Genomic DNA, 25,902 nt, shown 5'->3' with positions numbered 1-25,902 from the left:
GGCCGTATGGACGAAGCGGTAGAGATGCTTCGACTACGGCTGCGCCTTCGCTCAGCATGACGTTTTGTTTATCAGCGCTCCAGCAGGATTTCCGTGCCTAAAATCACCAGGTCCACCCGGCCTTTCAACGTCTGGTCGAGGAAGGGCGTGTTGTGGGATTTGGATTTCATGAACTCCCGCGTGAAGGTTGTTTCCGCTTCGGTATCGAACAAGAGGCACTCGGCTTTCTGACCGACTTCGATGGCGGCTACCGGCAGGCCCATCAGGCGGCGGGGCTCCGCCGAATAGCGTTTCACCACCACGTCCCACCCGAATTTTCCGGGCCTGACGAAGTAGTGATAGAGCGACACCAGCGCCGTATCCAGGCCGGTGATGCCATTGGGCGCGCTGATGAAATCCTGCGCTTTTTCAAACGGCGTGTGCGGCGCATGGTCCGTGGCAATAAGGTCGAATACACCTTCGATGAGCCCTTCGAGTAGCGCATCACAATCCGCCTGCGTCCGCAGCGGCGGGTTCATTTTATAGTTCGTGTCGTAGTCCCCGATGTGCTCTTCGGTGAATAACAGATGGTGCGGGGAAACTTCCGCCGTGACCTTCACATCGCCGCGGGATTTCCACCAGCGGATGGTCTCCATCCCCATCTTGCTGGAAACGTGCTGGATGTGAACGTGCGCGCCCGCCGCGTGGGCCAGGCGGATGTCGCGGTCGATGATGATTTCCTCCGCGCAAGCCGGCGAGCCCTTGATGCCGAGTCGGTAACTCATCACCCCTTCGTTCAGCGCGCGCGGCCCGGCCAGTTCCGGCACCTCGCAGTGGCTGGCGAAAAACATCCCGAACTCGGTGGCGTACTGCATCGCCCGCAGCAGTACCGCCGGGTCGGCCGTGGTATCGCCATCGTCGGTTAGCATTTTCACCCCGAGTTCGCGCATCCCGTCGATTTCCGCCAGTTCCTTGCCCTGGCGGTCCTTGGTGACGCAGCCGGAGGTGTAAATCGGAATGCGGGACCGGTGTTTGGCATTGTCCAGCACGGTAGCCACCACCATCGCCGAGTCGATGGCCGGGCGGGTGTTGGGCATCATGACCACGCCAGTAATGCCGCCGTTGATGGCCGCTTCGCTACCCGTAGTAATGGTTTCCTTGGCCTCAAATCCGGGGGCGCGGAAATGGACGTGGGCATCAAACATGGCCGGCATCAGAATCCGGCCACGCGCGTCGATGACGCGGGCGCCCTCGGGAATGGCCAGGTTGTTCCCGATGTCCTGAATTTTTCCTTCGACAATCAGGACATCGCCCTCGAGAAGCACGGGTGAATTTTCGGAGGCAATGCGGGCGTTTTGAAGGAGGAGCATGGAGGAATGATTTCTGTAAACTGGCAAGGCGTGTTGGGAGGTCCTGGCTATTGGAGATGCAAAAGCTGTTTATAAAGTCCATTGAACGGTCATGCTCATCTGGCGTCCGCTTGTCGAAGCATCTCTACCGCAGTAGTAAACTCAATCGAAAGGATTAGTTACGCGGTAGAGATGCTTCGACAAGCTCAGCATGACGTTCAGAAGACCGGCCGAAAGTCGGTTCTGCCCTCGGAGCTTCCCCACCCGGCGTGAGCCAGTCGAGCACGGCCATTCGAATGACGATACCGTTTTCGACCTGGTTGGTGATAAGGCTGCGCTCATAGTCCATGACGGCGTCACAGAGTTCAACCCCCCGGTTCACGGGGCCGGGGTGCATGATGTAGAGGCCGCGTTGGCGGATTTCTGCCAGCCGGTCGTTGGTGATGCCGTAGAGCCGGTGGTATTCGCGGAGGCTGGGGAAAAACTGCACGTCCTGGCGCTCCATCTGCACGCGGAGCAGGTACACGACATCGGGCGACCAGGCCAGGGCCGCTTGATAGTCGGTGAAGCGGCGGATAGTTGCCGGGCCGTGCTTGGGTACCAGCGACCCCGGGCCGAGGTAGGCGACCTCGACGCCCAGCTTTTGCAGCAGGGTGCTGGTGGAGCGCGCGACGCGGGAGTGGAGAATATCCCCGACGATGAGGACTTTTTTGCCCGTGGGGTCGGGAAATTTTTCCTTGATGGTGAAGGCGTCCAGCAGGGCCTGGGTGGGGTGCTCGTGCGCCCCGTCGCCGGCGTTGATGACCGCCGCCGTCGTTTGGCGGGCAATCAGGCCGGGCAGGCCGGCCCGACCATGGCGGACGACGATGTAGTCGGTGCGCATGGCCTGGAGCGTCTCGACCGTCTCACGGACCGACTCGCCCTTGGTGATGGAGGAGTGGGCGATGTCGAAATTCGTCACATCGGCGGAGAGGCGTTTGGCGGCGACCTCGAAGGAGGAGTGCGTCCGGGTGCTGTCCTCGTAGAAAAGCATGAGCACGGACTTACCCTCGAGGGCGGGGACTTTGTTCACCGAGCGAGTGGTGAACTGTTCTTTAAAGGACGTGGATTGGTCGAGCAGGAGCTCGATTTCCTCCCGGTGAAGGGATGCGATGTCGAGCAGGTCTTTACGTGCCATACCGGAGTTGGGGAAAATAGTAGCGTGCGTGTTTTAGATGCTCACACACCGCGTTTGCACCTTATTTGCAATCGTTCAGACCAGTTGGCCTACAAGTCGGAGGTTTTGACCTGTTTGTTTAACAACCCCCATGCTTTGGTGGCAGCCGCCATGGTTGCGGGCGAGGTGGCTGGTGTCCATCGGGTTTGGGTTGTGAAGTATGAATTGGCTGCGGGGCGGCAGCCGACGAACTCAATGGACATAAAAAAACCGTTTCGGAATCCGAAACGGTGGCGGGGCAACACCCAGAAAAAACAGCGGAAATGCCAGCGGCAAAATCGGGAAAACCGACGGTGGCGAAGACCTTCCGGTCCTCTCGCGGGTCCCTGCCGAGCAGGTTCCCGCGCTTCATCAACGGGTTTTTTGGTTGAAGCACGACGCAAAGCTACGGCATTGTTACGCCCGGCAATTCATCGGCAATGTTAATTTTTTTTCGCACCGCTTTGCTCAAATTTTATTTTCGGCCTAACGGGCTAAACGACGCACTTTTTGTCATTCTTTTCGCCACCAAAAAAAATTATGGCTCGCGTAACCAATTGCTTTGCAAGTACAACCCACCTTAACTTTAGCTCTTTATTGCGCAGCCTTAGTTGGCGGGCCACCACTCTCCGGCGGCAAGCAGCCCATTTATAGCGGATTCGTGAACGGTTCGTCCAGTTATCAGGCGACTTGGGTGTGGTAGCCGCAGTGGTCAAACCAATTTTTGGCGTCCTGGCTGGTAATCCAGTCGATGGCCTCGTGCAAGGCGTTTTTCAGGGCGTCATAGGACCGGGCGGCCCCGGTGCGCAGCTTGTTTTTGAGCTTGCTCCAGGCCTGCTCAATGGGGGAGAAGTCGGGCGAGTAGGGCGGCAGAAACACGACTTCCACGCCGCGCTTGGCCAGCCACTGGCGTAAGCCGGTCAGGTGATGCACGGGCAGGTTGGCGAGCACCAGTACATCCCCGCGGCGCAGCGTCGGGGCCAGGCAGTGGGCCACGTAGAAGGCAAAGCTGCGCTGGGTCAGCGCCCGGTCCAGCAGTTGCCCGGCCCCGCGCCCGCGCCCGGAAAGCGCCCCGATCAAGGTGAGTGACCGGCCCCGCCAACAGCCCGGGCATGGGTGCGGGCGTAGTCCAGGCGCAAGCCCGTTTCGTCCAGGAAGGGGCCTTGGTTAAAAGTGTGGTCCAAATGTCGCATTTGGACTAGCTTTCCATCTGTCGGTGAATAACGCACTTATGCAGAAGACATTAGCCTGCTAACACCTCGTCTGTGCTACCAAACTTCTGTGCCTTGCTGCTGCCATTCTGCTTTTAACACGGACATCACAATTTTGTCGTGGAATACGCCCTGTCGACAACAGGCCTGTCGTAGCCGCCCTTCCACGATGAAGCCCGCTTTTGCATAAGCTTTTAAGCCGCCCGTGTTCGATTCTGAGACCGTGAGCATAATCCGATTGAGCTGGCGGCTGGCAAAGCCGATGTCGACGATTTGCTTCGTCACCGCCGTGCCCACGCCCTTCCCCCAAAAAGCTTTCTCTCCGATGAAAATGAAGTACTCGCCCGAATGGTTGGTTGTGGAAATACCCGAGAGGCCTGCATAGCCAATCAACGCATTTGTCTCTTCTAAACAGATACCCAGGTTCAGGCTGTTTTCCTGCTGTAAGGTGGCCGCAAACCAATGGTCAATCTGCTGCGGGGTCTTCATCACTTGAAACGCCGAGAGTGAATACTCAATGACCTCGGGGTCGCAGAGCCAGTGGTAAAAGGGCGCAACGTGTTCTTGTTGTAGAGGAACTAGCTTCACCATCGTCCTATTCTGTCGTTTTCTTGCCGTGGAGTTGGCAGGGCTAAAAGTAAGCAGGCGGCTAACCCAAATGCGACTTTTGGACCAAACTTTTAACCAAGGCCGGAAGTGAAACCGGGCCACATCCGGGCGGGTACAGACGTGTTCGACGTGTTGCTGACGTACCTCACCGACCCGCTTCAGGTCGCGTTCCGCGGCGTGCAGGCTTTTTTTTTCGCCGCAGCCGGTGCGCGTCCAGCACCTGCCAGATACAGGTCTGGCCCACGGGCCGCCCGCCCTGGGCCTGCCAGGCGGCGCCCAACTCGGCCAGCGTCGCATCCGCGTGCTGGCCGACGTAGGCCACCAGCCAGGCCTGCGCGTCGGCGTCGAGGTAGCGGGCCCGCCCGCTCCGGGCGGGCTTGGGGACCAGCGAGCGGGTGGTCGCCTGCCGGCGCACCAAGCGGCGGTGGTCTAATTCAAGATGAAATCCGTAGGAGGATTCATGGTTTATACAACACTTTTGCGCCAAATGCGGCAGCGACCAAATTCGGCGTAACGGGCATAGCCAAGGTCACGCCCGCTATCCGTGCAAAGCCTGCCGCCACCAGGCGCGGTTCGTGCCCGCCGCCGTGGCCAAGGCCGCGCAGTACGCGCAGGTAGACCAGCTGCTGGTCGAACGCCACTCGCAGCGCAGCATCGCGCGCGTGACGGGCGTGTCGCGTGTGAGCGTCGCCAAACGGATCAAGAAAAGCCCAGGTCAGTAGCCCGCTGCTGCCGCGCCTGCGGCCGAAAAAAGCGCAGAAAAAACGCTGGGAAGGGCTCGAGCTCGATGAAATGGGGACGTTTGTAGGGCGCAAAAAGCACAAAGTCTGGCTGTGGCTGGCTGTCGAGCGGGCCAGCCGGCGCATCGTGGCCCGGACGCCGGGGCAGCGCGTGCCAGAGGCCGCGGCGCGCCGCGGCTGGCACGCGCTGCCCCGGCGCTACCACCGCCACTGCTGGTACTTTACCGACGAATGGAAAGCCTACGCCAAGGTGCTGCCCCGCTCCCAGCACCGGCCCTGCCCCAAAGGCGATGGCCGGACCAGTATCGTCGAGGCCATCAACTGCTCGTTGCGCCAACGCGGGGGCGTGCTGGTGCGGAAGAGTTGTTCGTTCAGCAAATGCCTGAAAATGCCCACCGCCCGAATTAAAATTGAACCTGTTTAGGGTTTCGGTTTTTTCGTCGTTTGTCATCCTTCATCTGGCGTCCGCTTGCGAAGGACCTTCTCACGACGGCTCATTTTGGCCTAATTCCAAGTGGTACGGACGTGATAAGGTCCTTCGCTCCGCTCAGGATGACAGCTTTCTCGAAACCCTAAACAGCCTCATTATCATCGACAACCATAATCGCAGTATCATCTTACATTAGACCACCGCCAATAAATCAAATAGGATACTCTGCCCATTGACCCGGCGGTTACTTTACCAGCCCCGTGGCCACCCACCTGCGGGGCCGCTACCGGGATGCATCGTACCCCTACCTCTTTCTTCGAAACCACCGCGGCGGCGGTGCGCATTCATTTTGCGCTGACCCAGTGAAACGAAAAGAGGCTGAAGCTCGCGGAGCTTCAGCCTCTTTAGCATTGGGGGGCGCAGCGCCACCTGGCGGGCCTTACGGGCTAACCAGGTTCAGGCTGAGGTTGAAATACAGCGGGTTCGTCAGCTCGTTCTGGTAGAGCGAGGGCTCGGAGCCGAGCAGGCTTTCCCGCTCGCCGGTGGGGTCTTGGTTGCGGAAAGCATCGTTGCGGTAGTTATAGCGCAACCCGGCCTGGGCCGACACCCACACGAAGCCCGCCAGCTGGCGCTCGTAGGTGATGCGGGGTTTCAGCTCGCCGCGGCGCAGGTATACGTCGCCCAGGCCGGCGTCGCCGAGGTAGTAGGCGTTACCTTCCAGCTCGTAGCCGAATTTCAGCAGGGCCTTGGTGCCGAAGTTGCGGCGCAGCTCGGCGCGGGCCGGAAACACCACCTCACAGCCCCACTGGGGCGAAAACGTGCGGTTGTAAAGTACCACCGGAATGTAGAGCAGCTGTCCGGCGCGGTAGGTCCGGGTCAGACCCAGGCCCCATTGCAGGTTGTCGTTGGGCTTCCAGCCGTAGATGGCCGTGGCGCTGTAGGTCAGGTGCTTGGCGCTGATGTCGCCGGGCTTGCGGTAGTTGCCGCTGGCGTCAGCGTTCAGTTGCACCAGGGCAAAATGCTTGATGTCGAACGGCTTGAACACGGTGGCGTTCAGGCCGGTGGTGCGCAGGCCGTCCTGCAGCTGCCGGAAAAACAGCGAGCGTTCGGGGTTAGCCACGTCCAGGCCGGTGTTCCAGTAGGTCAGGCCGAGGTTCACAATAACGCTGTTGCGCGAAATCACCGGCGCATTGAACGCCAGGCGCATGCCGCGGGCCGAGTTAATCCTGGTTTCGGCCGCCGAGGGCTCGCCGGTGGCGATGCGCGTGTGCTGGCCCGTGGCGTTCACCGTGTAGGGCAGCTGGGCTTCGTAGCCCACCGAAATCAGCTTGGTGGGCGACAGGTACAGCACTTTCTGGGTGGCGTAGTTGGTGCCGCCCGCCGTGGCATCGCCAAACTGGTCGAAGTTTTCTTCCGGCGCGGCCGGCGTCGCGGTGCGGGCGGTGTCGGTGACTTGCGCCACGGCCGGCGCGCCGGCCAGCAGGCAGGCCGCCAGCAAAAAAGCAGGGTTATTCATGCGGGAATTAGGGAGAACAAGCGGAAAATAAGCTGGCGCCGTCCCGCCACCGGTCGGGGGCGGGGCGGCGCCAGCCAGAAACGGGCAGCCAACTACTTTTTCGCAATCTGCCGCTTCCACACGTCGGTGCGGCCGAAGAGCGACACGCCGATGAAGCCGCGCACCTCCAGCGTGTTGGGGTCAGTCAGGGTCATCTCGCAGCTGTAGTCGCTGCCGTTTTTGGGGTCGTAGATTTTGCCGTTCTCCCACTTGCTTTCCTCGATCTGGGTGAACTCGCGCATGTTCTCCAGGCCTTTCAACTTGTTTTTGCGCTTGGTTTCGTCGGGGTTGTTGACGTCGGTGCGGGGCGTGCCGTCGGGGTTGTTGGCCACCTTCAGCCACACGATGCGGCCGTAGTATTTGTCGCCCCTCTTGTAGATCTGGACCATGCCGGTGCCTTCACCGTTTTTCCAGACGCCGATGACGGCATCGGGGTTGGGCGCGGCCTGGATAGTGGTGGCGACGGTCAGCAGTAAGCCAACCAACAGCAGGAAGCTGAGAAGACGTTTGAGCATGGGGGAAAGCGGAAAAGAGTGGGAAGTGAGTTGAGGAAGCTAAAAGTATTCAAAAAGGGCTGGTATCCCCACAAAACCAGAAATCATTTTGCGAACTGGTCCCGAAAGTGAGAAATAAGCCCGGGAACCCGCACCACCGCCCGGTGGGGGCGCCAGTGGGAAGCAACCACAAAAAAAGCCGCCCGCTGCGGTCGGCAACGGTCGGCTTGCTTTGCAGAACCCTGGGCTTAATGCTGGCAGCGTGGCGCGGGGGGTGGCACTACCGTCTTTGACGGTGGTGAGCATGGTGACCTGGGTGACGTTCGGCTGGCTGTTCGGGGCTGGTAACGGCAAGCGGCCGGAGCTACGGAAGCGTCAGCCGTCGGACTGATTTCCGTTAGCTGACGCTGGTCAGGCAGCATTGTTCCGGCGGCAACCAGCCCGACGGCTTGCCGCCGCCGGACCGGAACGTACCCCGTTCGCGAAACCACTATAGTTACGGGGTTGCATTATTTGACTTATAGCAGTTTCGGGAACAGTAGAGTCATTGCTCGCTGCTCTGGACCGGTCGCCGGAAGCGAATGTTGAACGGCCCGGACCAACGGAAACCGGCCCTACGGCTGGTAGCCGCCGGACCGGCAGCCACACCGTTCGCGAAACCGCTATAAAAACCCGTTAAAAATTAGTGTTGGCTATGCACTCGAAACAAGCCGATTGCTCCTACGTCTTCTGCACCAGCTTGAACCCGTCCCCGGTCACCTGGTACTGCTGGCCCTGGATGGTGATGATTTCGCCTTCCAGCAGCTTGCTCAGGTCCTCAATGTCGCCCTCGATGGTGTGCAGGGAAAAGCCGTGCTTGCGGGCCAGGGCCAGGTAGCGGGGGTTGATGTAGTCGCGCACCCCGCAGAGGATGATGCGGACGTGGGCGGTGGTGTTTTTGAGCAGCTTCGCGTCGCGGGGGAAGGTGTAGTTGTCGGCAATCAGGATCAGGTCGGTGGAGTCGGCGGCGGTGAGCTGCCGGGCGTAGAGCAGGGCCTCGGCGTCGTTTTCGGGCGCGTCGCCGCCGCCGCCGGCCTTCATGGTTTCAATCAGCTTGTCGCGGATGGTTTCGTAGCGGTCGGTGCGCACCTGGTAGAGGCCGCCGGTTTTGCCCACCCGCTTGTCCTTGTCGGGCTGGTCGTTGCCGTCGTTGAAGAACACGAAGGTTTTCTCGTCCTGCAGGGCGCTGAGCTGGAGCCAGGCCAGCAGGTCGTAGGTGTAGGGAAACATGCTGCCCGTCACGTCGGTCACCACCACTTCCTTGCTCCACTCGGGGTGGCGCTGCATCACCCGGGTCACCACGTTGGCATCGGGGGGCAGGGGCATTTCTTCGGCGGCGGCGGTGTCGGCCAGCAGCTCCCCGGCCCGGGTGATGCGGGCTTCGCAGTAGTCGTGCTTGTGCTGCGGGTTCTTCTTTTTCAGGAACACGCGGTAGAGCCGGGCCACCGAGTCGGGCAGCGAAAAGCTGGTGAAAGCCAGGTCCGGCTGGCCCACCACCTGCCACGGCCCCATCGGCAGGCGCACGGCTCCCCGCACGATAAACGGGAACTGGCGGCGGTTGATGGGGAAGCCCGAGGCGAAGACGATGCTCTGCCGCAGGGCTTCCTCCAGCTCGGCGGTACACAGCGGCTTGGCGGGGGGCAGCACCCGCACGCTCCGGGTAGCGCCGTGCTCATCCACCGTCAGCTCAAACTTCACGATCTGGGCCGGGCGCTCCGGGCAGCGGTAGGCCCCGCGCAGGTTGCGGGCCATCTGGCGGTTGGTGAGCCGGGTGAAGGGCAGGTTGCAGGCCACCTTCTTACCCGGGGCCTTTTTGGCGGACTTGGGGCGCTTCTTTTCCAGCAGGCGCAGCTTGCGGGTCAGGCTGTCGAGGTCGGCGCGGCTGGTGGCGGCGGTGGCGTGCCGGGTCACGTACACTACGAACCCGTGGAAAAACGGCTGGCAGGCCGTCGGGCTGGCGCAGCCGGTCTGCTCCACCAGCGTCCAGGTGATGGATTCGTCGGTCAGCAGGCCCGGCAGCCCCGCGGCCAGGTTGCGGATGCGGCTCAGGTTGAGCTGGCGCTGATTGAAAGCCGGGTTCAGGCGAAAGGCCGTGTACACCAGATCGACGCGCACTATGTGCCGCTCGGTCAGGTGCAGCGCCCGCAGGTCGGCCCCCGAAAAAGTAGAGGGCAGCTGGAGGGCCTCCAGGTCCGGCAGCGGCTCGTAGCGCGCCGTGCGGTAGGCGTTCAGCTGGTCGTAGAACGTGTTCAGCGCCGCTTCCGGCAGCGGAGTCTGGGCCTGAGCAACGTGGGCGAACAATAGGAGCAGCAGGCTCCAGACTAACTTCCTGGGGGATAAGGACAGCATAGCGGTAGAATAGAAACAGCGACTGCCCGCAAAGTAGGGGTTTGCCGGCAAGGGGCCAGGGCTGGGCGGTACTGCGGTACTGGTGGAAGTCTGGGCTGCCACCGGCAGCGGGACGTCCAGCCGCCACCCCGCGGCAAGTCTCCGGACTTGCACAGCTCCACCAGCCAGTGCCGGCTCAGCATGTAGGACGGGCAGGACAACTTTTCCTGGGGTAATCGTCTCTTCAGCCCGTTCCCCTTCGCAAGTCTGGAGACTTGCCCCGTGGTGGCGGCTGGAAGTCCCGCCCGGCTATGCCAGACTTCTGCCAGGCAGGCTCCCGCCAGGCGGCGTTTTTGTGCTGCTGAGCGAAGTCGAAGCCTCTCGCGTGCTGACGGCTGGTTGCCAACCCAACGGTGCCCCGCGAGATGCTTCGGCTTCGCTCAGCAGGACGGTCTGTTTAGCGTGCTGTCCATCCGCTGGTCCGGGCTCCATATACAGGGCCAGCTCCTGCTGATCCAGCCCAACCCAGGTCCGGACGCGGGCCAGGATACTCGTGGAAGTAGTACGGTGGGCAATAGAACAAGAGTAGCTTATGGGGTTTTATCGGATCTGTGAAAAAAACAGCACGAGCTCTGCGAAAGGGGGGGGCTGTTTTGTATAGAATTTTAGAAAAACGGCCCAAACCTCTTGGCCCCTACCTGTCGTCGGCAGTAGAAGCGAAAAGCGGCGGAGTGGCCCGGAGTGGCCGCCGCTTTTGCGTAATTAGTCCTGCTTCTCCCCAACCACTGCCGCCCATGGCCCGCCCCGATACGTTCGTCCAGACCCAGCCCGCCACCCGCGCCGAATGGGGGCAGTGGCTGGCCGATAACCACGCCAGCAGCCCCGGCGTGCGGCTGGTGTACTTCAAGAAGGAAGCCGGCCACCCCCCGGGTGGGCTACGACGAAGCCGTGGAAGAAGCTTTGTGCTTCGGCTGGATCGACTCGTGGCCGCGCAAGCTCGATGCCGAACGGAGCCAGCTGCTCTTCACCCCGCGCCAGCCCCAAAGCGGCTGGAGCAAGGTGAACAAGGAGCGGCTGGTGCGCCTCGGCCAAGCCGGCCTGCTCCGGCCCGCGGGCCTGGCGGCCATCGAAACAGCCCGGCAGAACGGCGCCTGGGAAACCCTCGACGCAGCCGAAGCCGGCACCGTACCCGCCGACCTGACGGCCGCCCTAGCCACCGATGCCGCCGCCGCGCAGCATTTCGCGGCCTTCAGCCTGTCGGCCCGCAAGATGATTCTGACCTGGGTGCTGGCGGCCAGGCGGCCGGAAACCCGCGCCCGGCGCGTGACCGAAACCGTGCGGCTGGCCGCCCGAAATAAGCGGGCCAATTTCGACCGGGAGTGAGCGGGGCCGGGGGCCGGGCCGGCTACTCCCGCCGGGCATTGACCGCCGGATGGTAACCTTTCGGGTGCCGCTTGCGAATACCTTCTTTCGCGCCCTACCCCGGCATCGATCTTCCCTTCGCCCGCTATTCTGCATTCTGCCATGGCCAAGAACAAGCACAAAAAGAAGCGATCCAAGTCCGCCGACGACGTGGCGGACGACCTGTTCAGCATCGCGGCCCAGTCGGTCCGGCAGTTTCGGAAAGTGACCAACGAAATAGCCAGGCTCAGCACCGGGCAGAAGCTGGCGGGCGGTACGGCCCTGCTGGCCGCCGGCCTGCTCTACCTCAACAAGCGCAAGCAGGATACCGGCGGTTCCGGCTTCAGCTTCCGTCTGCCCCAGCTGGCCACCGCCCAGGTCGTGGAGCCCAGCGACGATGAGGCGTGGGAAGCTGCGCCAGCCCGGCCCGCGTCCAAGGGCCACAAACATACCAAAGCCGGCCTCAAGCCCGGCAAAGCCCACCGCGCTTCCCATCCGCCGTCCGCCCACCCCGACAAGGACGCGTAGCTGTTCCCGCTGATATCTGCCTTTTCACTTTACCGCACCCCCGCCATGAAAAAGACGAAAAACAACAAAGCCAAAGCCGGCAAGAAAGGTCTGCTCGGCCGGGCCGCCAAGTCCTTGCGGAAGCTGGGCAAAGGCGGCAGCCTGAGTCGGCTGAGCACCACCCAGAAAGTAGTGGGCGGCACGGCCCTGGTGGCGCTGGGGCTGAGCTACCTGGCCAAGCGGACCCAGAGCGTTTCGGCCGCCGTGCCAACCGCTCACGCTGCCAGCGCCGAAGAACACCTGACCGCCATGGAAGCCGGCAGCTAGCAGGCCGCCTGCCCCCTGAACGCACCACGGCCACTGCCCGGACAGGCGGTGGCCGTGGTGCGTTCAGGCCGGGTGGGGCGCTGGTCCGGTCGTTAGGCTTCTCCGCCCCGGGCGCGGAGCCGCCGGGCTTACCTGCCCAACACGTCCTGCAGCTCCTGCGGGCGGAAGCGGGGGGCCAGTTCGGCAAACCCCCGCAGCATGGCTGCGTGGCCGGCGCCTGCCAGCACCAGGGCTCTGCCGTCGGCGGGCGTCATGGTTTTCTGCACAATGGAAAACCTGTACAGGTTGCGGCGGTACCACTCCGACACGAGGTAGGGCCCGGCGAAGTCGCCCACTACCCCGGCCCGGTTCAGCTGGTCGAAGTACCCGCGCTGGTTGGCCGTCAGGCTCCGGGGCGTGTTGAAGTCGGGCTGCAGCTGGGCGGGCCTGGTCCGGGCGCGGGCGGCCGGGGTAACCAGCACTGCCAGCTAAAGAAGCAGGTATTTCATCAGGGAAACGGGGATGGGGGCGTAGCAGTGGGCCCCGGCTGCCGGGGTCCGGGCTATTCTTTATGCACGTCGCGGAAGCGCAGCATATCCAGCAGGCGCAGCTCTTTGGGCGTGTCGAAGCCGCAGGAAGTGGTGAACTTCTCCGGGTTGTGGTAGGTGCCAAACAGCATGTCCCACCACACGATGTCGCCGTAGTTGTTGGCGTGCTTCTCGTACTCGTGGTGGATGCGGTGCATTTCGGGCCGCTGGAAAACGTAGCCCACCCAGCGCGGGGTACGCACGTTGGTGTGGTAGAAGAACTCACCCAGGGCCGTGCAGAGCGTGTAAATGGCCCCGGCCTCGGCGCTCAGGCCCAGCAGGGTGTAAATCAACAGGCCCCCGATGATGGAGTTGACCGTCATTTCCAGCGGGTGCTTGTAGAAGGAGGTGATGACCTCGATGCGCTGGGGGCTGTGGTGAATCTGGTGGAAGTGCTGCCACAGAAAGTCCACCGTGTGCCGCCAGCGGTGCCACCAGTAGAACACGAACGTGGCCACGAAGTAGGCCAGCACCCCGCCCGCCCAGGCCGGCACGTGCGCTGACAAGTGAAACAGGGAGTACGCCGACAGCCACTTCTCCCAGCTCAGCCCTGCCACCAGTACCACCAGCAGCTGCAGGAAATTGACGGCCAGCACCCGGATCGACCAGGTGGGCACGGCCGGGAGCTTCCAGCCCGGAATAAGGCGTTCGAGCAGAAAGCAGCCGGCAAACACGGCGAAAATGATGGGGAGCATGGCCACGAAGGTTGAGGTGAACGAATGCCCCAAAGGTGCCGGCCCGGCCCCGCTGTTTTCATGACATATATCATATTCGGCCCCGCGGCCGGGTCAGCTCAGCTTATTGCGCAGGCGGCTCAGGGTTTCGGGGGCCATGCCCAGGTGGGAGGCAATGTGGTGCAGGGCAACCCGCTGAAACACGGTGGGGAAGTCGCGCACCAGCAGCGCATACCGCTCGGCGGCCGTGCGGGAGCGAAGGTGCTGGGCCCGCTGCTCGCTGAGCACGTAGTACTTCTCAATCAGCCGGCGGCCGATGAAGTTGAACTCGGGGAAGTCGTGGTAGAGGCGCTGGAGCTGGTCGTAGCTGATGGAATGGACCACGGCGGGCTCCAGCAGCTCCAGGTATTCTTCGGAGGGCTGCTGGGTGAAGAAGCTCAGGATGGAAATCACAAAGTCGCCGGCCTGCATAAACCAGGAGGAGATTTCGCGGCCGTGCAGCAGCGTGTAGCCCCGCACCAGGCCGGTTTCCAGAAAATATACCCGCCGCGCCACCTGCCCCGGCCGGAGCAGGACGTGGTGGGCCGGAAGCTTTTCCGGCATGGTGCTGGCCAGGATGGCCTCGGTCAGCCCGGCACTCAGCGGCTGCAGGGTGTTCAAAAAAGTAATGAAGCTGGACATACGGATCGGGAGGCGGGCAGTGGGAGAGTCGGGCTTGTTATCGGGCTTCCGGGGCGCGGTCGAGCAGGTCCTCCACCGGGTAGCGCGGCCGGTAGCCCAGCACCCGCTGCGCCTGGGCAATGCTGTAGACCGGAGTAGGGGCGGGTTGGATTTCTCCGTGCCGGGAGTAGGCTGTAAATCAGGTCGGAAGCAGGCCGGCCCGGAGAAAAGGGACGGGTAAAAAAGGCAACCTTCGGCGTAATTCCTGCGAATAATTAAACCCGCTGGGATAAACGTGCCGGGAGGTGCGGCATCTGCCAGTCGGCTTACATCCTTTTCTGTACCGTCATGGCCAAAGACAAAAAGAAGAATTCGAAAAAAGACAAGCCGTCCAACGACCTGATGGACAATGCCGCCAAGTCGCTCCGCAAGTTTCGCAAAGTCACGAAGCATATCACCAAGCTGAGCACGGCGCAGAAAGTGGTGGGCGGCATGGCCTTGCTGGCGGCAGGACTCACCTATCTGGCCAAGAAGCAGGCTGATGCCGATGGCGCGGCCACCCTTAAGCCCGATGCTGATGCGGCGGAAGTCGATCTGGCCACGCTGGCGGGTGAAGGTGAGGGCAACGCGGACTACGCCACCGATTGGGTCGGGGCGGAGTCGGGAGGCGGAATGGCAGAGTCCAGAAAAAGCAAGCGGCACCGCTAAACTCCGCAGTATCCCTGGTGATACTGGCTAGCTGGCGGAAGTCTGAAGCCCGGCGCAGTCGGGGGGGGACTTCCAGCCGCCACCACGCGGCCAGTCTCCGGACTTGCGACCCCCAGCAACCGGGCTCTCAACGCGTCGCCCGCCCGCTATCCGCCTGAGGTTTGTCAGTCCGGAGACTGACCCCCGTAATTGAGGCTGGAAGTCCCACCCGACTGCGCCGGGCTTCAGACTTCCGCCAGGATTGCCCCGGGGCAATCCTGGCGTTGCCGGACCCCGGCTTGCACCGGCTTTCCTGTCTCCCCCCTAAATGGCAAAAGGCCGGCGCTGCGGGAGCGTCGGCCTCTTGCCATTTAGGGGGGCGTAATAAGACTACACCGCCATTTTTACGTTGGTAGCATTGGCACCCTTCGGCCCCATTTCCACCTCAAACGTCACCTTGTCGTTTTCTTTGATCGGACCGCTCAACGAGTTGGCGTGCACGAAAATGCTTTCGGCGGTTTCCGAGTCCTTGATAAAGCCGTAGCCCTTCGAGTCGTTGAAGAACGTCACGGTGCCTTTGCGGATCAGGTCGGCCGGGTCCATGTCTTCCTGCTTCGGAACCCCGAGCTGGATGTCCTCGGCGTTAATTTCCTTTTTCTTGCTCGGATCGGGCGGCGTGGTGGAGATGTTACCATTCTCATCTACGTAGGCCAGCATCTCGCTCAGGTCCTGGCCTTTCTTGGCGTTGGCCTGGCGCTCTTCCTTGCGCTCTTCCTTTTCCTTTTTGTTTTTCTGACGTTTCTTCTCGTTTTCTTTCTTGCCGAAAGAGGCTTGGGACCTGGCCATGATGCTCGTAGGTAAGTGGTTGTTCCATCCGTTGGGGCCGCTAAAATCAGACGGGCAACAGAGAACGGGGTGAATAGATTAATACAGATACGCAGGGGCGAAAGTTCAGGGCACCTAAAGTAGCCGGAACTCCCCAAAATGCTCCGCGTAGATCCGGCGGCGGCCGGATAAAACCTAGCAGGGGCCGAATATACCAAAGCTTCGGCAGTCGTTTGTTACGTGGGCAACGAAAAAATCGTCACTTCCCGCACTTCTCCCGCCGCCAGCTCCCCCAAGTGAACGGTGCCCACCCGTACCCGCAGCAGGCGCAGCGTGGGAAAACCCGCCGCGGCCGTCATCTTGCGAATCTGCCGGTTCTTGCCTTCGGTCAGGGTGATGGAAACCCAGCTGGTAGGGCCGTGGCGGTCGTCGCGGATTTTGCGGGTGCGGGCCGGGAAGTCGGGTGCGGGGTCGAGGCGGCACGCGCGGCAGGGCAGGGTCTGGTATTTCACGTCGCGGATACCGATTTCCACGCCCTGCTGCAGCCGGGCCACGGCCTCGTCGGTGATGAGGCCATCTACCTGGGCGTAGTATTCCTTCTCCACTTTCTTGCTGCGCACCCGCTCACTTACCCGGCCGTCGGTGGTGAGCAGCAGCAGGCCTTCGCTGTGCTCATCGAGGCGGCCGATGGCCATGGTGCCGGCCGGAAAGTCGTGTAGCTCGCCCAGCAGCTTTTTCTTTTTCAGGTCGGCCACAAACTGACTCAGGTAGCCGAAGGGCTTGTGCACGAGAAAGTGCCGGTGTACCACGTCGGCTTCCCGGGGAGCCATATTAGATATTTCCGTCACCTAGGCTTTCTTCAGAAACTGCGTTTTGAGCACCATGGTGGTGCCGCCGGCCCGGCCTTCAACTTCTTCCGCGCTGTTGGTCAGTCGGATATTCTTCACGAGCGTGCCCCGCTTCAGCGTCAGGGACGACCCCTTTACTTTCAGGTCTTTGATTAGCGTGACCGAGTCGCCTTCGGTGAGCAGGGTACCGTTGCTGTCTTTTACGTCCATGAATTTCTGATGCGGAATCGAACAGGAGTGCGGCGCTGACCGCGCTCCGGCCCAAATATCGGCAATTCGAGGTTAGCAGGAGCGGTTATCGGCAGGGCCGGAGCCGGGGCCGGCCGCCCCGGTTCAGGCGCTTACTTCTTAAAATAAGCCAGCAGCTCGGCTTTATTAGGAGTTGCCAATCGGAATGTAGGTGTTGTCGTGGAGCACCACGTTTTCGGGTTGGAGCAGCTTGATGTGGGTCAGGGCCACACTGTAGGAGCGGTGCACGCGCAGAAAGCCGGCCCCCGGCACGCCCACCATTTCCTTCATCGTCTGGTGCAGCAGGTAGGTTTTGGTGGCCGTCGTGATTTTGACGTAATCCTTGCTGCCCTCCACGTACACGATGGCGCGGTGGCTGACTTTAAGCAGCCCCCGCCGCTCTTTCACCAGCAGAAACTTTTCCTCGGTCGAGCCGGCGGGCGGGGCGGGCGGCACGGCCGGCAGGCGGCCAATGGCTTTGACGAACCGCTCGTAGGAAACCGGCTTGAGCAGGTAGTCCAGCACGTCGAGCTCGTAGCCCTCGTAGGCGTATTCGCGGTAGGCGGTGGTCAGAATGGTTTTGGGGGCATCCTGGAGGGTTTTCAGAAAATGCCGCCCCGTCACCAGCGGCATTGCAACGGTAAGACTTGATAATCATCCAGGAACAGGTATGAGACCTGTTTTCAAATACTTAGGACTTACGCAAAAGCGCCGTTTGACAGCCCCAGAGGGGCGGCATGTCAGTAGTAAATAATTGTTCATCCGGAAGAAAGCCCCGCAGGGGCGGCACCCGGCCGCCGTTCTGGCAAGTGTCGTCCCTCCGGGGCTTTCTTCTTATATTTCAGGTGGTTACTACCGACATGCCGCTCCTCTGGGGCTTAGTGAATATGGTTTTTCGTAAGTCCTAACTATAAACTGCTGTTACGCCGGGTGAGGCGGGTTACCGGCGGTTAGAAGTCAGGAGCGGGAAGCCAGGAGTTTAGGAATCAGGCGGTAAAAAGAGGAAGAAACGAAACGGGCGACCAGGCCGACGTGCTTTACCTCGGCCCCCTGCTCGTAGGCGGCCTTCCCGCTCCTCAAACAGGGTTGCCGTAAGGCCCCGCGTAACAGTAGTTATAAAAGCATCGGCAGCTCCTGGCGCTGCCGATGCTTTTTGGGCTTAGCGGCCGGAGGCGGGCGGGAAAACCGGCCCCAGCGCGGCAGTAGAGTTGCCGCCGCTTAGGGCCGCCGGGCTGGCTGAGCCCGGCCCGGATTACGGCTGTTGCTCCCGGGCCCGCAGCTCGGTAGCAATCCGCTCGTCCCAGCGTTGCTGCGCGCCAACCGGGCCGGTGCTGATTTCGTGGTCGTATTGCTCCTGCAGGCGGTTCATCTCCTGGAAGGAGGTGAAATACGCCAGCTGGATAACGGCGTTGTAATCGTCCACGCGGAGGCGGTCGGCCTGAATTTTCTGCTTGAACCGCTCGGCAACCAGCTTCGCCAGATCGAAGTGCCGCTGCTCATGGTTGAGCACGGCCGCGTCGGCCGCGGCTGACATCCAGGAGGAGTTGCGCACCACGAATACTTTGGTTTGCACGTCCAGCTGCAGCCGCCCTTGCGCTATCCGGGGCTGAAGGCTGAAGGCGAAGCTCGGAAATACCGCCGCCGCATAGTGGCCCGGCCGGGGGGGACCCCGGAAATCAGCCCGGGTCAGCGGCCGGCCGGGCGCGTAGAAAAGCGTGTCCGGGTCGGTATTCTGGGTGAAGTCCTGAAACGTGACCCGCACGCCCTCTACCAGCTTCAGGTTGTGTCCCTCGGCCTGGATCAGCCAGTCGTTCAGGTAGCGCAAACCCAGGCCCAGCGCCGTCTGCAGCGTGGGGGCCACCACGGCCCGCTGCCCGACCGGCCGCCCGTAGCGGGCCACGTTGCGGTACTCGGTCAGTGGGACGGTCTGCCCATCCCGTTGCCATTCAAACGCCATGGCCACCACCACGCGCCCTTCTACCTGCCCCGGCGAGCCCGGTACGGCCTTTTCCGTCACCTGGCATTCGGTGAGGCGGATGGTTACGCCGCGCCGCGCCGGATTGGGCGGCACACTCTGCTGCACGAAACCCTGGAGGGCCGCCCGCGTGCCGCCCGCCAGCCCGACGGGCTGCACGACTCCCGGCTGGCCCGGTTTGGTGGGAGAAGTTAATAAATGGGCTACCGCCCCGCGGCTGGTACGGGCATCTAGCACCGCCGCGGCGTAGAACCGGGTAGCTGCCGGGGGCAGCGGCGTGGCCCGCAGCACCAGCGGGGGCAGTTTCGGCGTTGGCTGCCGGGCCGCGGTAACCAGCGTCAATCCCATTGCCGCAATCAGGACACGGGGACACGTCCACCAAACGGCGGTGGAGCCACCAGGTGAGGCATGAGCAGAAGAGGTAGCGGTGGTTGGTTTCAAAACCGGATAGCGAAGGCAGGTAAAGAGGCCCGGGAGTTGGGGGCCTAACACTCAACCCCAAAAAATCGTGTGCTGCGCCGAACAGGTTTCGATAAAATATTGTCCTTCAGCAGCAAGGTCCGGTGGGTGGCCGCACCAGCTAAACGAAGGAGGCTGCTATCTTAGCCGCGTCAGTAGCATATTCCTGTAGTATGGACCGAAAAAGCCTTCTTGTAGTGCTGTTGCTGACGCCCGGGCTCAGCTACGCCCAAGGCTCCGATACGATTCGGGTGCCGGTGATGCCGAAGGTCGCCCTCGACAACGTGGAGGTAGCCCCCGCGGCCAGCACCAAAGGCTGGCTGCTGCTCGATAAGGACATTCAGCTGGAGCTCGACGGGGCCATTCACAACCTCTACAACTTCAAGTTCGACAAGGCTGAGCGGCAGTTTCGCTCGTTGCGCCGCCGCTATCCGGAGCACCCGCTGCCTTACCTATTGATGGGCCTCAGCCAGTGGTGGAAGATCATGCCCACCAACCTGCGCGAGAAAAAGTACGACAAAACGTTCTTCGCCTACATGGATACCACCGTGGCCAAGGCGGAGGTGCTCTACAAGCAGGACAACCAGAATTACGAGGCCTGCTTTTTCCTTTCGGCCGCCTACGGCTTCGATGCCCACCTGAACGCGGAGCGCAAAAACTGGAGCCGGGCCACCGTCAGCAGCCGCCGCGCCCTCGACCACCTGCAGAAAAGCAAGGAAGCCAATGGCCTGAGCCCCGAATTCCTGTTCGGCCAGGCCCTGATCAACTATTACCAGGTCTGGATTGCCGACAACTATCCACTGCTGCGGCCGGTGATGCTGTTCTTTCCGAAGGGCGACAAGCAGCTGGGCCTGCAGCAGCTCAAAAGTGCCGCCGACAACGGGTTTTACACGGGCCTGGAGGCCAAGTTCTTCCTGATGAAAATCCTCTTCGACGAGGAAAAGAACCTGCCCGCGGCTTTGCCCACCGCCCGCTACCTGGCCAGCAACTACCCCGACAACGCCTACTTCCAGCGCTACTACGCCCTGACGGTTTACCACCAGAACGACCAGGGGGAGTGTGAGCGGATCAGCCGCGAAATTCTGGCGAAGATAAACCAGGGCTACCCCGGCTACGAAGCCATCAGCGGCCGGTACGCCACGTTCTTTCTGGGTACGCTCATGCAGCAGCGCCGGGAGTACGACAAGGCCAAAGACTATTTTCAGCGCTGCGTGGTGTTTTCGGAAAGCACCGGCGAAACCAGCAGCGGCTTCTGCGTCTGGGCCAACCTCAACCTGGCCCGCCTGGCCGACGACGCCCAGGACACGGCCGCCGCCGTGCGCTACTACACCGAAGTTGAGGACAAAGCCGACCGTGCTACGCCCCAGTACCGCGAAGCCCGGGAGTATCTGAAAACCCACAAAAAACAGTCGTAGGCGGCCGCCTACCGGGTGGCATTGGGCAGCCGGGCGGGGCCGTGCTTCTTCAGCCGGGCCCCCCGGTTGGCCAGGCTCAGGGCCACCTGAAAGTAGCCATTGACGCCGTACGGATTGCTGGAGCTGAACACGGGCGACAGGTCGTTCGACCCGATGGTAATGGCACCCAGCCGCAGCATCAGGCCGTAGGCCAGAGTTTGGTAGCCGTTGATCAGCGAGATAGGGGCGGCTACTTCCAGCCAGTTGCTTTCGAACCGCGGCGTGAGGGCGGCAAATGAGAAGCTGCGCATCCCGATGGCATAGCGGCCCCGCAGGCCCTGACTCACCGAGACGTTGGCGTAGAGGTGGGGACGCAGGCAGTAGTCCAGGTCGAGGTTGAGAGCCGTGGGCAGCCCGGCCCGGAACTCCGTTGTCCGGGTGTGGGTCTGGGTGCGCAGAATCCGGTCGAACCGGGCATCGAAGTTGTCGAAGTCAATGCCCTCCAGATCGGCCTCGCTCACGCTGGCGTTGGTAGCGCGGATGTTGTTGAAAGCCGTGGCCTCCTTGTCGTACAGAATGCTGCCCAGATCGGTGACGCTGGCCGACAGCCGGTAGCGGTACTTGTTGCGGGAATGGTCAATCCTTTCCACGCCTTTTTTATCGATGTAGCGGTACTGGCCCGCATTGGGGCGGTTTTCGTACACCACGCCAATATCCGCGCCCCAGCCCGCCCCCGGCGCACCCCGGGCCGTGAGCAGGTCCACGGTCCGTTCGAGGGTGAGGTTGTCGAAAGCCTGGGCATTGGAATAGCCGAAGGAGGCTTCCAGGCTGTTCAGCCGAAAAGTGGAGTCGCCGGTGGCGGCAGTCCGCTCCACAATCTCGTAGTCGGCCCGGCTACTTTGCAGGTAGGCCGAGCCGAACCCAATCAGGCGCTTGACCGTGAGGCCCGCCTTCAGAAAATGCTGGTCGTTGTCGACGACGACCTGCCCATAAGTCGCGTTCCACTCAGCAAACAGGTTCATGTTCAGGTTGAAGGTGTTATCAGTTGAGCGGCCCCGCATTTTGAATTTATCCACCGCAGTACGGATCAGATTTTCCGATACCTCGTTGCCCTGCATGGCCGACCGCACCCGGGTGCTGAAGGCCACTCCCCGCTTGGGACTAAGCCGGACCATCAGACCCGGCCCGCGCACATTCAGGCCCGCGCTGAGCAGCTTGGGCCGGTCACTTTCGCGCCGGGTCAGAAACTCCTTGCCCAGATCCAGATCGGCACCCGTATTCTGGGGGCTCCAGGCGCCGGTGTAGCGGTAGGCGGTGTTGGTGGCGTGGGCATCGGCTCCAAAGAGCTGCAGCTGCAGCACGTAGCGGCTGTCGGCGACGTGGGCGGGGTTCCAGGTCACGCCCGTCAGCCCGGCGTAATTGCTGTGGCTGCCGCTGAACAGCTGCTGGGCCATTAAGGGCGCAGCTATCAGCATCAATGCGGTGAGCAGTAGAGGTTTAAGCATATGCAGTAGGTGCAGTAGGTATTAGAATGGGGAGTGAAGCCGGGACCAGGCTTTGCGGCCCCGGCCGGGTAGTTGGGGCCGGGGGCTCCTTCAGCCCGACGGGACCAGGCCCGCCGGCAGAGTCTGGTCGGGGGGAGCCTGCTGGAATTTCCGGACCCGGCGCTGGCGGTACCGCTCCACGGGCCCGGCAACAAAGCGGACCAGCAGCAGCGAAAACAGCACCGTGACCACCACCAGAGTCAGCCCGAACCAGGCCTCCGGAATACGGGCCTGGTCGAGGGCGTATTTCACGATGGAGCCGGTAAACATGTGGGAAATGTATACCGGGTAGGAAAGCTCGCCGAGGTGATAGTCGAAGCGGTTGTTCCTGGTCAGGATAAATAGAAACGGCACCGTCAGGGCGAAGAACAGGTAGTAGACGATGCGCTTGGGCAGGTCGGTGGGCAGGAAGTGGTAGCTGAGAATAACGGCCAGCGCCAGCAGCAGCACGGCCTGAAAAACCCAGGGCGGCACCGCTTGGACCTTCAGTACCAGGTAAGCCCGGTAGCAGAGGGCGCCCACCAGAAAAAACATGAGCTCGGAGGGAAAAAACCGGTAGCTCCACGGGTCATCGTGCAGGCCGATGTTATAGAGTGCCAGCCGGATGGCCAGGCTGCCGCCCGCCAGCACCACCAGCACCGCCACGCTGCGCCGCACCAGAAATGGGGCCAGCAGGTAAAACAGGATTTCCACGCCCAGCGTCCAGGCCTGGGGCAGAAACATAAACATGTACACCGGCGGGTTGGTGACGTGGAAATCGGGGGCGAAAAACAGCCGGCCGGTTTGTGGGTTCAGTCCCAGGAAGAAAACCATATCCTGGCCCAGGACCACCACATTGGTGAGGATGACGTAAAACAGGGCATAGGGCTGGATATAAGGCAAGGCCTCAAAGTAGGCCGACAGCTTGAACGGGTTGCCGGTCAGCCAGTAGCCGCCCACGCTGCAGACCACGCTCAGGACCAGCACCACCCAGTACACCGGGTAGAGGCGCAGCAGCCGGTTCGTGATAAAAAGCCGGTAGGAGTGGGCCTGCCCGATATACTTCTCGTTCAGCACCAGCGCCATGTAGAAGCCCGAAACGATGTAAAACGCCTGTACCGCAATGGCCCCTTCCATCAGGCGGAAGCCAAAAATGGATGAAGAATGTGCAATGACTACCGCAATAGCCAACAGAAGCCGAACGATTCCCATACCTGATGCCCGCGGGCGTTTAATGCCATGAATAACCAGGCCGTTTGCTAACCTTACCAATCAACTTATACCTCGACTTAGGCTGCTACTAGCCCGCCGGAATCTTTGCCAAACATATTAAATATATCTTTAATTACATATTAAATATGTTTTTAACTAAACAATATATTAGATAAGTTATGTGATTTGGTTTTCGGGTTAACCTTCCCGAACTTGAAAGCATCTGTCCTCTTACTTCTTTGCGCCGCGCGCCATGCTAACCACCTTTTCTGAGCCTCCTGCCCCTGTCGTTCTGGATGAAGCTTCTTTGCGGGCCACTTTTGAGCGGCTCCGGGGCCGCAGCGCCGCGCTGCGGCAGGAAAGCTGGGAGCCCCGGGCCGCCCGTCTGCGCAAGCTGGGCGAGTGGCTGGCGAAAAACCAGCCCCGGGTTCAGCAGGCGCTGTATGCTGACTTCCGCAAGCCGGCCGAGGAGGTCGACCTCTGCGAAATCTACGCCTCCCAGAGTGAGCTGAAGCACACGCTGCAGAACCTGAAAAAGTGGATGAGCCGGCGCAGCGTAGGCACGCCTTTATCGTTGCTGGGGGCTAAAGGCTGGGTGCAGCCCGAGCCCAAGGGCGTGGTCCTCATTATTGCGCCCTGGAACTACCCGTTTTACCTGGCTATCGACCCGCTGATTTCGGCCCTGGCGGCCGGCAACTGCTGCCTCATCAAGCCATCGGAAATGACGCCCGCCACCAGCCGGCTATTGCGGGAGCTGGTGGCCGAAACTTTCGACCCCAGCGAAGTGGTGGTATGCGAAGGCGACAAGGACGTGTCCACGGCCCTGCTCCGCTTGCCCTTCGATCATATCTTCTTCACCGGCAGTCCGCAGGTGGGCAAAGTAGTGATGCGCGCCGCCGCCGAGCACCTCACTTCCGTCACGCTGGAGCTGGGTGGCAAGTCGCCGGTGGTGGTCGACGAAACCGCCGACCTGCGCGACGCGGCCGAGAAGATCGTGTGGGGTAAGTTTCTGAACGCCGGCCAGACCTGCGTGGCCCCCGATTACCTGCTGGTGCAGGAGCAGGTGCGCGATCAGCTGGTGCAGGAAATCCGCAGTGCTACCCGCCGCCTGTACGACCCGAAGGGCGAGGGGGTGCAGAAGTCCAGCTCCTTTGCCCGCGTCATCAACGGCCACCATTTTCAGCGCCTGAGCCGGTTGCTGGAAGAAGGCCAGCGCCGCGGCGGCACGCTGGAAATGGGCGGCATCGTCGATTCGTCGGAGTGCTTTATCGAGCCCACCCTCATCGACGGCGTACCCACCGATACGGGGTTGTGGAGCGAGGAAATCTTCGGTCCCATTCTGCCCATGCGCACCTACCGCACCCTGATGGAAGCCGTGGATTTCGTGAACGAGCGGCCCCGGCCGCTGGCCCTGTACCTGTTCTCGCGCAGCGCCGACAACCGCCGCTACCTGCTGAAGCACGCGCCGTCCGGCGGGGCCGCCATCAACGACACCATTGTGCACCTGATGCACCTGGAGCTGCCGTTCGGGGGCTTCGGCAACAGCGGCATGGGCCGCTGCCACGGCCGCTACGGCTTCGACGCGTTTTCCAACCTGAAGGGCGTGTTGCAGCAGCGCGTGGGCCAGACTTCCGTGAAGCTGCTCTATCCGCCCTACACTACCAAGGTGAAAAAGATGATTGCGCTGGTGATGCGCTGGTTCTAGCCGGGAGCGAGGGCCGCCGCTTTTTTAGGAACCAAAAACAAGGCTGCATGCCGAGTATGTGCGGGGAATTACCGATCTTTTCGGGGTGCAACCTTCCTCTGCCGGAACAACGCGCACTCCTGGTTCTACTCCGTTGCTCATGACTCCCACCGACGCGCACCGCACTACCCTTCGGGCTCTGGCCGACACCTTTATTCCGGGCTTTGCAGGCAAAGCCGACCACGCGGCCTTCTGGCGGCGTAGTGGCTCTGAAGGCGTGGATGTAGACCTGGTGTTCGAGGTAATTGCCGGCCAGCCCCAGGCGGCCCGGCAGGAATTTCAGAAGCTGCTGCAGCTGCTGAACAGTCCGATGCTGGGCATCACCTGGCTGGGCCCGCTGAAGCCCTTCCACCGGCTGGCGGCCGACCAGCGCCAGCAGCTGTTGCGCAGCTGGGCCCAGAGCAACCTGCCCCAGCTGCGCAAAGGCTTTCATGCCCTGCGCAAGCTGCTCGTGTTTCTCTACTACGGCAGCTCCAGCGCGGAGCAAACTAACGCCGCCTGGGAGTCAATCGGGTATGCCGGGCCGCTGGCGGACGAGGTGGTGGATACGCCCAGGCCCATCCGTACCCTGCAGCCCACGGCCGACGTCACCTACGACTGCGACGTGCTGGTAATTGGCAGCGGAGCCGGCGGCGGCGTAATTGCCGGGGAGCTGGCGGCGGCGGGGCAGCAGGTGCTGGTCCTCGAAAAAGGCCCCTACTGCCACGGCTGCGACTTCACCCAGCGCGAAGTAGATATGCTGGGCAAGCTCTACGACGCCAAAGGAGCCCTGACCACCCAGGACGGGGGCGTGGCCTTGCTGGCCGGCAGCTGCCTCGGCGGGGGCACCACCGTGAACTGGGCCGGCGCCTTCCGCACCCCCGACTACGTGCTGCAGGAATGGGCCCGGGAGCATCAGGTGCCCCATTTTACGTCCCTCGAATTCAAAAAAAGCCTCGACGCG

Annotated in this window: 26 protein-coding genes and 2 pseudogenes; 10 read left to right on the top strand and 18 right to left on the bottom strand. The window is 61.9% G+C overall.

Annotation, left to right across the window (positions count from 1 at the left end):
- Positions 1-71: 71 nt before the first annotated feature.
- From ABD833_RS03100 to ABD833_RS03080, 5 genes and pseudogenes are all read right to left on the bottom strand, one after another.
- Positions 72-1,349, bottom strand: coding sequence for a dihydroorotase (locus tag ABD833_RS03100; protein WP_345070914.1), 1,278 nt, complete (start codon positions 1,347-1,349; stop codon positions 72-74).
- A gap of 154 nt (positions 1,350-1,503) precedes the next feature.
- On the bottom strand, positions 1,504-2,505 hold the full coding sequence (locus ABD833_RS03095) for an aspartate carbamoyltransferase catalytic subunit (protein ID WP_345070913.1): 1,002 nt from the start codon (positions 2,503-2,505) through the stop codon (positions 1,504-1,506).
- A gap of 699 nt (positions 2,506-3,204) precedes the next feature.
- A pseudogene (locus ABD833_RS03090) lies at positions 3,205-3,612 on the bottom strand (transposase); the annotation flags it as partial.
- A gap of 179 nt (positions 3,613-3,791) precedes the next feature.
- Entirely contained in the window at positions 3,792-4,325 is a 534-nt protein-coding gene (locus ABD833_RS03085) for a GNAT family N-acetyltransferase (protein WP_345070912.1), read from the bottom strand.
- Between the two features lie 163 nt (positions 4,326-4,488).
- On the bottom strand, positions 4,489-4,830 hold the full coding sequence (locus tag ABD833_RS03080; RefSeq protein ID WP_345070911.1) for a hypothetical protein: 342 nt from the start codon (positions 4,828-4,830) through the stop codon (positions 4,489-4,491).
- Between ABD833_RS03080 and ABD833_RS19290 the strand changes: the two are divergent.
- The 3 genes and pseudogenes from ABD833_RS19290 to ABD833_RS03070 form a co-directional block, all read left to right on the top strand.
- Positions 4,811-4,870, top strand: a pseudogene (locus ABD833_RS19290) (hypothetical protein); the annotation flags it as partial. The gene ABD833_RS03080 and the pseudogene ABD833_RS19290 overlap by 20 nt on opposite strands.
- Before the next feature lie 48 nt (positions 4,871-4,918).
- Positions 4,919-5,065 (top strand): hypothetical protein, encoded by a 147-nt coding sequence (locus ABD833_RS03075; protein WP_345070910.1) that lies wholly within the window; start codon positions 4,919-4,921, stop codon positions 5,063-5,065.
- Between the two features lie 70 nt (positions 5,066-5,135).
- A complete protein-coding gene (locus tag ABD833_RS03070; RefSeq protein ID WP_345070908.1) occupies positions 5,136-5,507 on the top strand; it encodes an IS1 family transposase in 372 nt (123 codons plus the stop codon).
- Between the two features lie 445 nt (positions 5,508-5,952).
- Here ABD833_RS03070 and ABD833_RS03065 read toward each other — a convergent pair whose 3' ends face one another.
- The 3 genes from ABD833_RS03065 to ABD833_RS03055 form a co-directional block, all read right to left on the bottom strand.
- Positions 5,953-7,029: a DUF6268 family outer membrane beta-barrel protein gene (locus ABD833_RS03065; RefSeq protein WP_345070906.1), complete on the bottom strand. Its 1,077-nt coding sequence runs from the start codon at positions 7,027-7,029 to the stop codon at positions 5,953-5,955.
- Positions 7,030-7,121: 92 nt separating this feature from the next.
- Complete coding sequence (locus tag ABD833_RS03060) at positions 7,122-7,583, bottom strand: DUF2147 domain-containing protein (protein ID WP_345070904.1); 462 nt, start codon at positions 7,581-7,583, stop codon at positions 7,122-7,124.
- A gap of 699 nt (positions 7,584-8,282) precedes the next feature.
- A complete protein-coding gene (locus tag ABD833_RS03055) occupies positions 8,283-9,950 on the bottom strand; it encodes a hypothetical protein (protein WP_345070903.1) in 1,668 nt (555 codons plus the stop codon).
- Between the two features lie 909 nt (positions 9,951-10,859).
- Between ABD833_RS03055 and ABD833_RS03050 the strand changes: the two genes are divergently transcribed.
- From ABD833_RS03050 to ABD833_RS03040, 3 genes are all read left to right on the top strand, one after another.
- Positions 10,860-11,312 carry a YdeI/OmpD-associated family protein gene (locus ABD833_RS03050; protein WP_345070901.1) on the top strand — a complete coding sequence of 151 codons (453 nt, stop codon included), beginning with the start codon at positions 10,860-10,862 and terminating at the stop codon, positions 11,310-11,312.
- A gap of 141 nt (positions 11,313-11,453) precedes the next feature.
- On the top strand, positions 11,454-11,858 hold the full coding sequence (locus tag ABD833_RS03045; protein WP_345070900.1) for a hypothetical protein: 405 nt from the start codon (positions 11,454-11,456) through the stop codon (positions 11,856-11,858).
- Positions 11,859-11,903: 45 nt separating this feature from the next.
- Positions 11,904-12,164, top strand: coding sequence for a hypothetical protein (locus tag ABD833_RS03040; protein WP_345070898.1), 261 nt, complete (start codon positions 11,904-11,906; stop codon positions 12,162-12,164).
- Positions 12,165-12,292: 128 nt separating this feature from the next.
- Here the strand turns inward: ABD833_RS03040 and ABD833_RS03035 are convergent, their stop codons facing one another.
- The 3 genes from ABD833_RS03035 to ABD833_RS03025 form a co-directional block, all read right to left on the bottom strand.
- Positions 12,293-12,625: a DUF5694 domain-containing protein gene (locus ABD833_RS03035; protein WP_345070896.1), complete on the bottom strand. Its 333-nt coding sequence runs from the start codon at positions 12,623-12,625 to the stop codon at positions 12,293-12,295.
- A gap of 80 nt (positions 12,626-12,705) precedes the next feature.
- Positions 12,706-13,425, bottom strand: coding sequence for a sterol desaturase family protein (locus ABD833_RS03030; RefSeq protein ID WP_345070895.1), 720 nt, complete (start codon positions 13,423-13,425; stop codon positions 12,706-12,708).
- 93 nt (positions 13,426-13,518) lie between these two features.
- The gene (locus ABD833_RS03025) at positions 13,519-14,085 is read right to left on the bottom strand and encodes a Crp/Fnr family transcriptional regulator (protein ID WP_345070894.1); all 567 of its coding nucleotides are present in this window, start codon (positions 14,083-14,085) and stop codon (positions 13,519-13,521) included.
- A 327-nt stretch (positions 14,086-14,412) separates the two neighbouring features.
- Here ABD833_RS03025 and ABD833_RS03020 point away from each other — a divergent pair, with 327 nt between their 5' ends.
- Entirely contained in the window at positions 14,413-14,772 is a 360-nt protein-coding gene (locus tag ABD833_RS03020; RefSeq protein WP_345070892.1) for a hypothetical protein, read from the top strand.
- Between the two features lie 369 nt (positions 14,773-15,141).
- Here ABD833_RS03020 and ABD833_RS03015 read toward each other — a convergent pair whose 3' ends face one another.
- From ABD833_RS03015 to ABD833_RS02995, 5 genes are all read right to left on the bottom strand, one after another.
- Positions 15,142-15,597, bottom strand: a complete 456-nt coding sequence (locus ABD833_RS03015) for a cold-shock protein (protein ID WP_345070891.1) — start codon at positions 15,595-15,597, stop codon at positions 15,142-15,144.
- A gap of 215 nt (positions 15,598-15,812) precedes the next feature.
- Complete coding sequence (locus ABD833_RS03010) at positions 15,813-16,406, bottom strand: pseudouridine synthase (RefSeq protein ID WP_345070890.1); 594 nt, start codon at positions 16,404-16,406, stop codon at positions 15,813-15,815.
- Between the two features lie 18 nt (positions 16,407-16,424).
- On the bottom strand, positions 16,425-16,634 hold the full coding sequence (locus tag ABD833_RS03005; protein ID WP_345070889.1) for a zinc ribbon domain-containing protein YjdM: 210 nt from the start codon (positions 16,632-16,634) through the stop codon (positions 16,425-16,427).
- 165 nt (positions 16,635-16,799) lie between these two features.
- Entirely contained in the window at positions 16,800-17,285 is a 486-nt protein-coding gene (locus ABD833_RS03000) for a LytR/AlgR family response regulator transcription factor (RefSeq protein WP_345070887.1), read from the bottom strand.
- A 619-nt stretch (positions 17,286-17,904) separates the two neighbouring features.
- Entirely contained in the window at positions 17,905-18,969 is a 1,065-nt protein-coding gene (locus tag ABD833_RS02995; protein WP_345070886.1) for a hypothetical protein, read from the bottom strand.
- A 290-nt stretch (positions 18,970-19,259) separates the two neighbouring features.
- On the opposite strand from ABD833_RS02995, the gene ABD833_RS02990 reads away from it, so the two are divergent.
- Complete coding sequence (locus tag ABD833_RS02990; protein WP_345070885.1) at positions 19,260-20,501, top strand: tetratricopeptide repeat protein; 1,242 nt, start codon at positions 19,260-19,262, stop codon at positions 20,499-20,501.
- An 8-nt stretch (positions 20,502-20,509) separates the two neighbouring features.
- On the opposite strand, the gene ABD833_RS02985 is transcribed toward ABD833_RS02990, so the two are convergent.
- Together ABD833_RS02985 and ABD833_RS02980 are read right to left on the bottom strand one after the other, a co-directional pair.
- The gene (locus ABD833_RS02985; RefSeq protein WP_345070884.1) at positions 20,510-21,985 is read right to left on the bottom strand and encodes a DUF5723 family protein; all 1,476 of its coding nucleotides are present in this window, start codon (positions 21,983-21,985) and stop codon (positions 20,510-20,512) included.
- A 90-nt stretch (positions 21,986-22,075) separates the two neighbouring features.
- Positions 22,076-23,215, bottom strand: a complete 1,140-nt coding sequence (locus tag ABD833_RS02980; RefSeq protein WP_345070882.1) for an acyltransferase family protein — start codon at positions 23,213-23,215, stop codon at positions 22,076-22,078.
- A 253-nt stretch (positions 23,216-23,468) separates the two neighbouring features.
- On the opposite strand from ABD833_RS02980, the gene ABD833_RS02975 reads away from it, so the two are divergent.
- A complete protein-coding gene (locus ABD833_RS02975; protein WP_345070881.1) occupies positions 23,469-24,920 on the top strand; it encodes an aldehyde dehydrogenase family protein in 1,452 nt (483 codons plus the stop codon).
- Between the two features lie 139 nt (positions 24,921-25,059).
- A partial coding sequence (locus tag ABD833_RS02970; protein WP_345070880.1) for a GMC family oxidoreductase N-terminal domain-containing protein occupies positions 25,060-25,902 on the top strand: 843 nt, incomplete at its 3' end.

The sequence above is a fragment of the Hymenobacter fastidiosus genome (assembly GCF_039539565.1).
In the GTDB taxonomy this organism is placed as follows: Bacteria; Bacteroidota; Bacteroidia; order Cytophagales; family Hymenobacteraceae; genus Hymenobacter; species Hymenobacter fastidiosus.
Note: the sequence above shows the minus strand (reverse complement) of the source record. Positions and strands in the feature narration are given on the sequence as shown.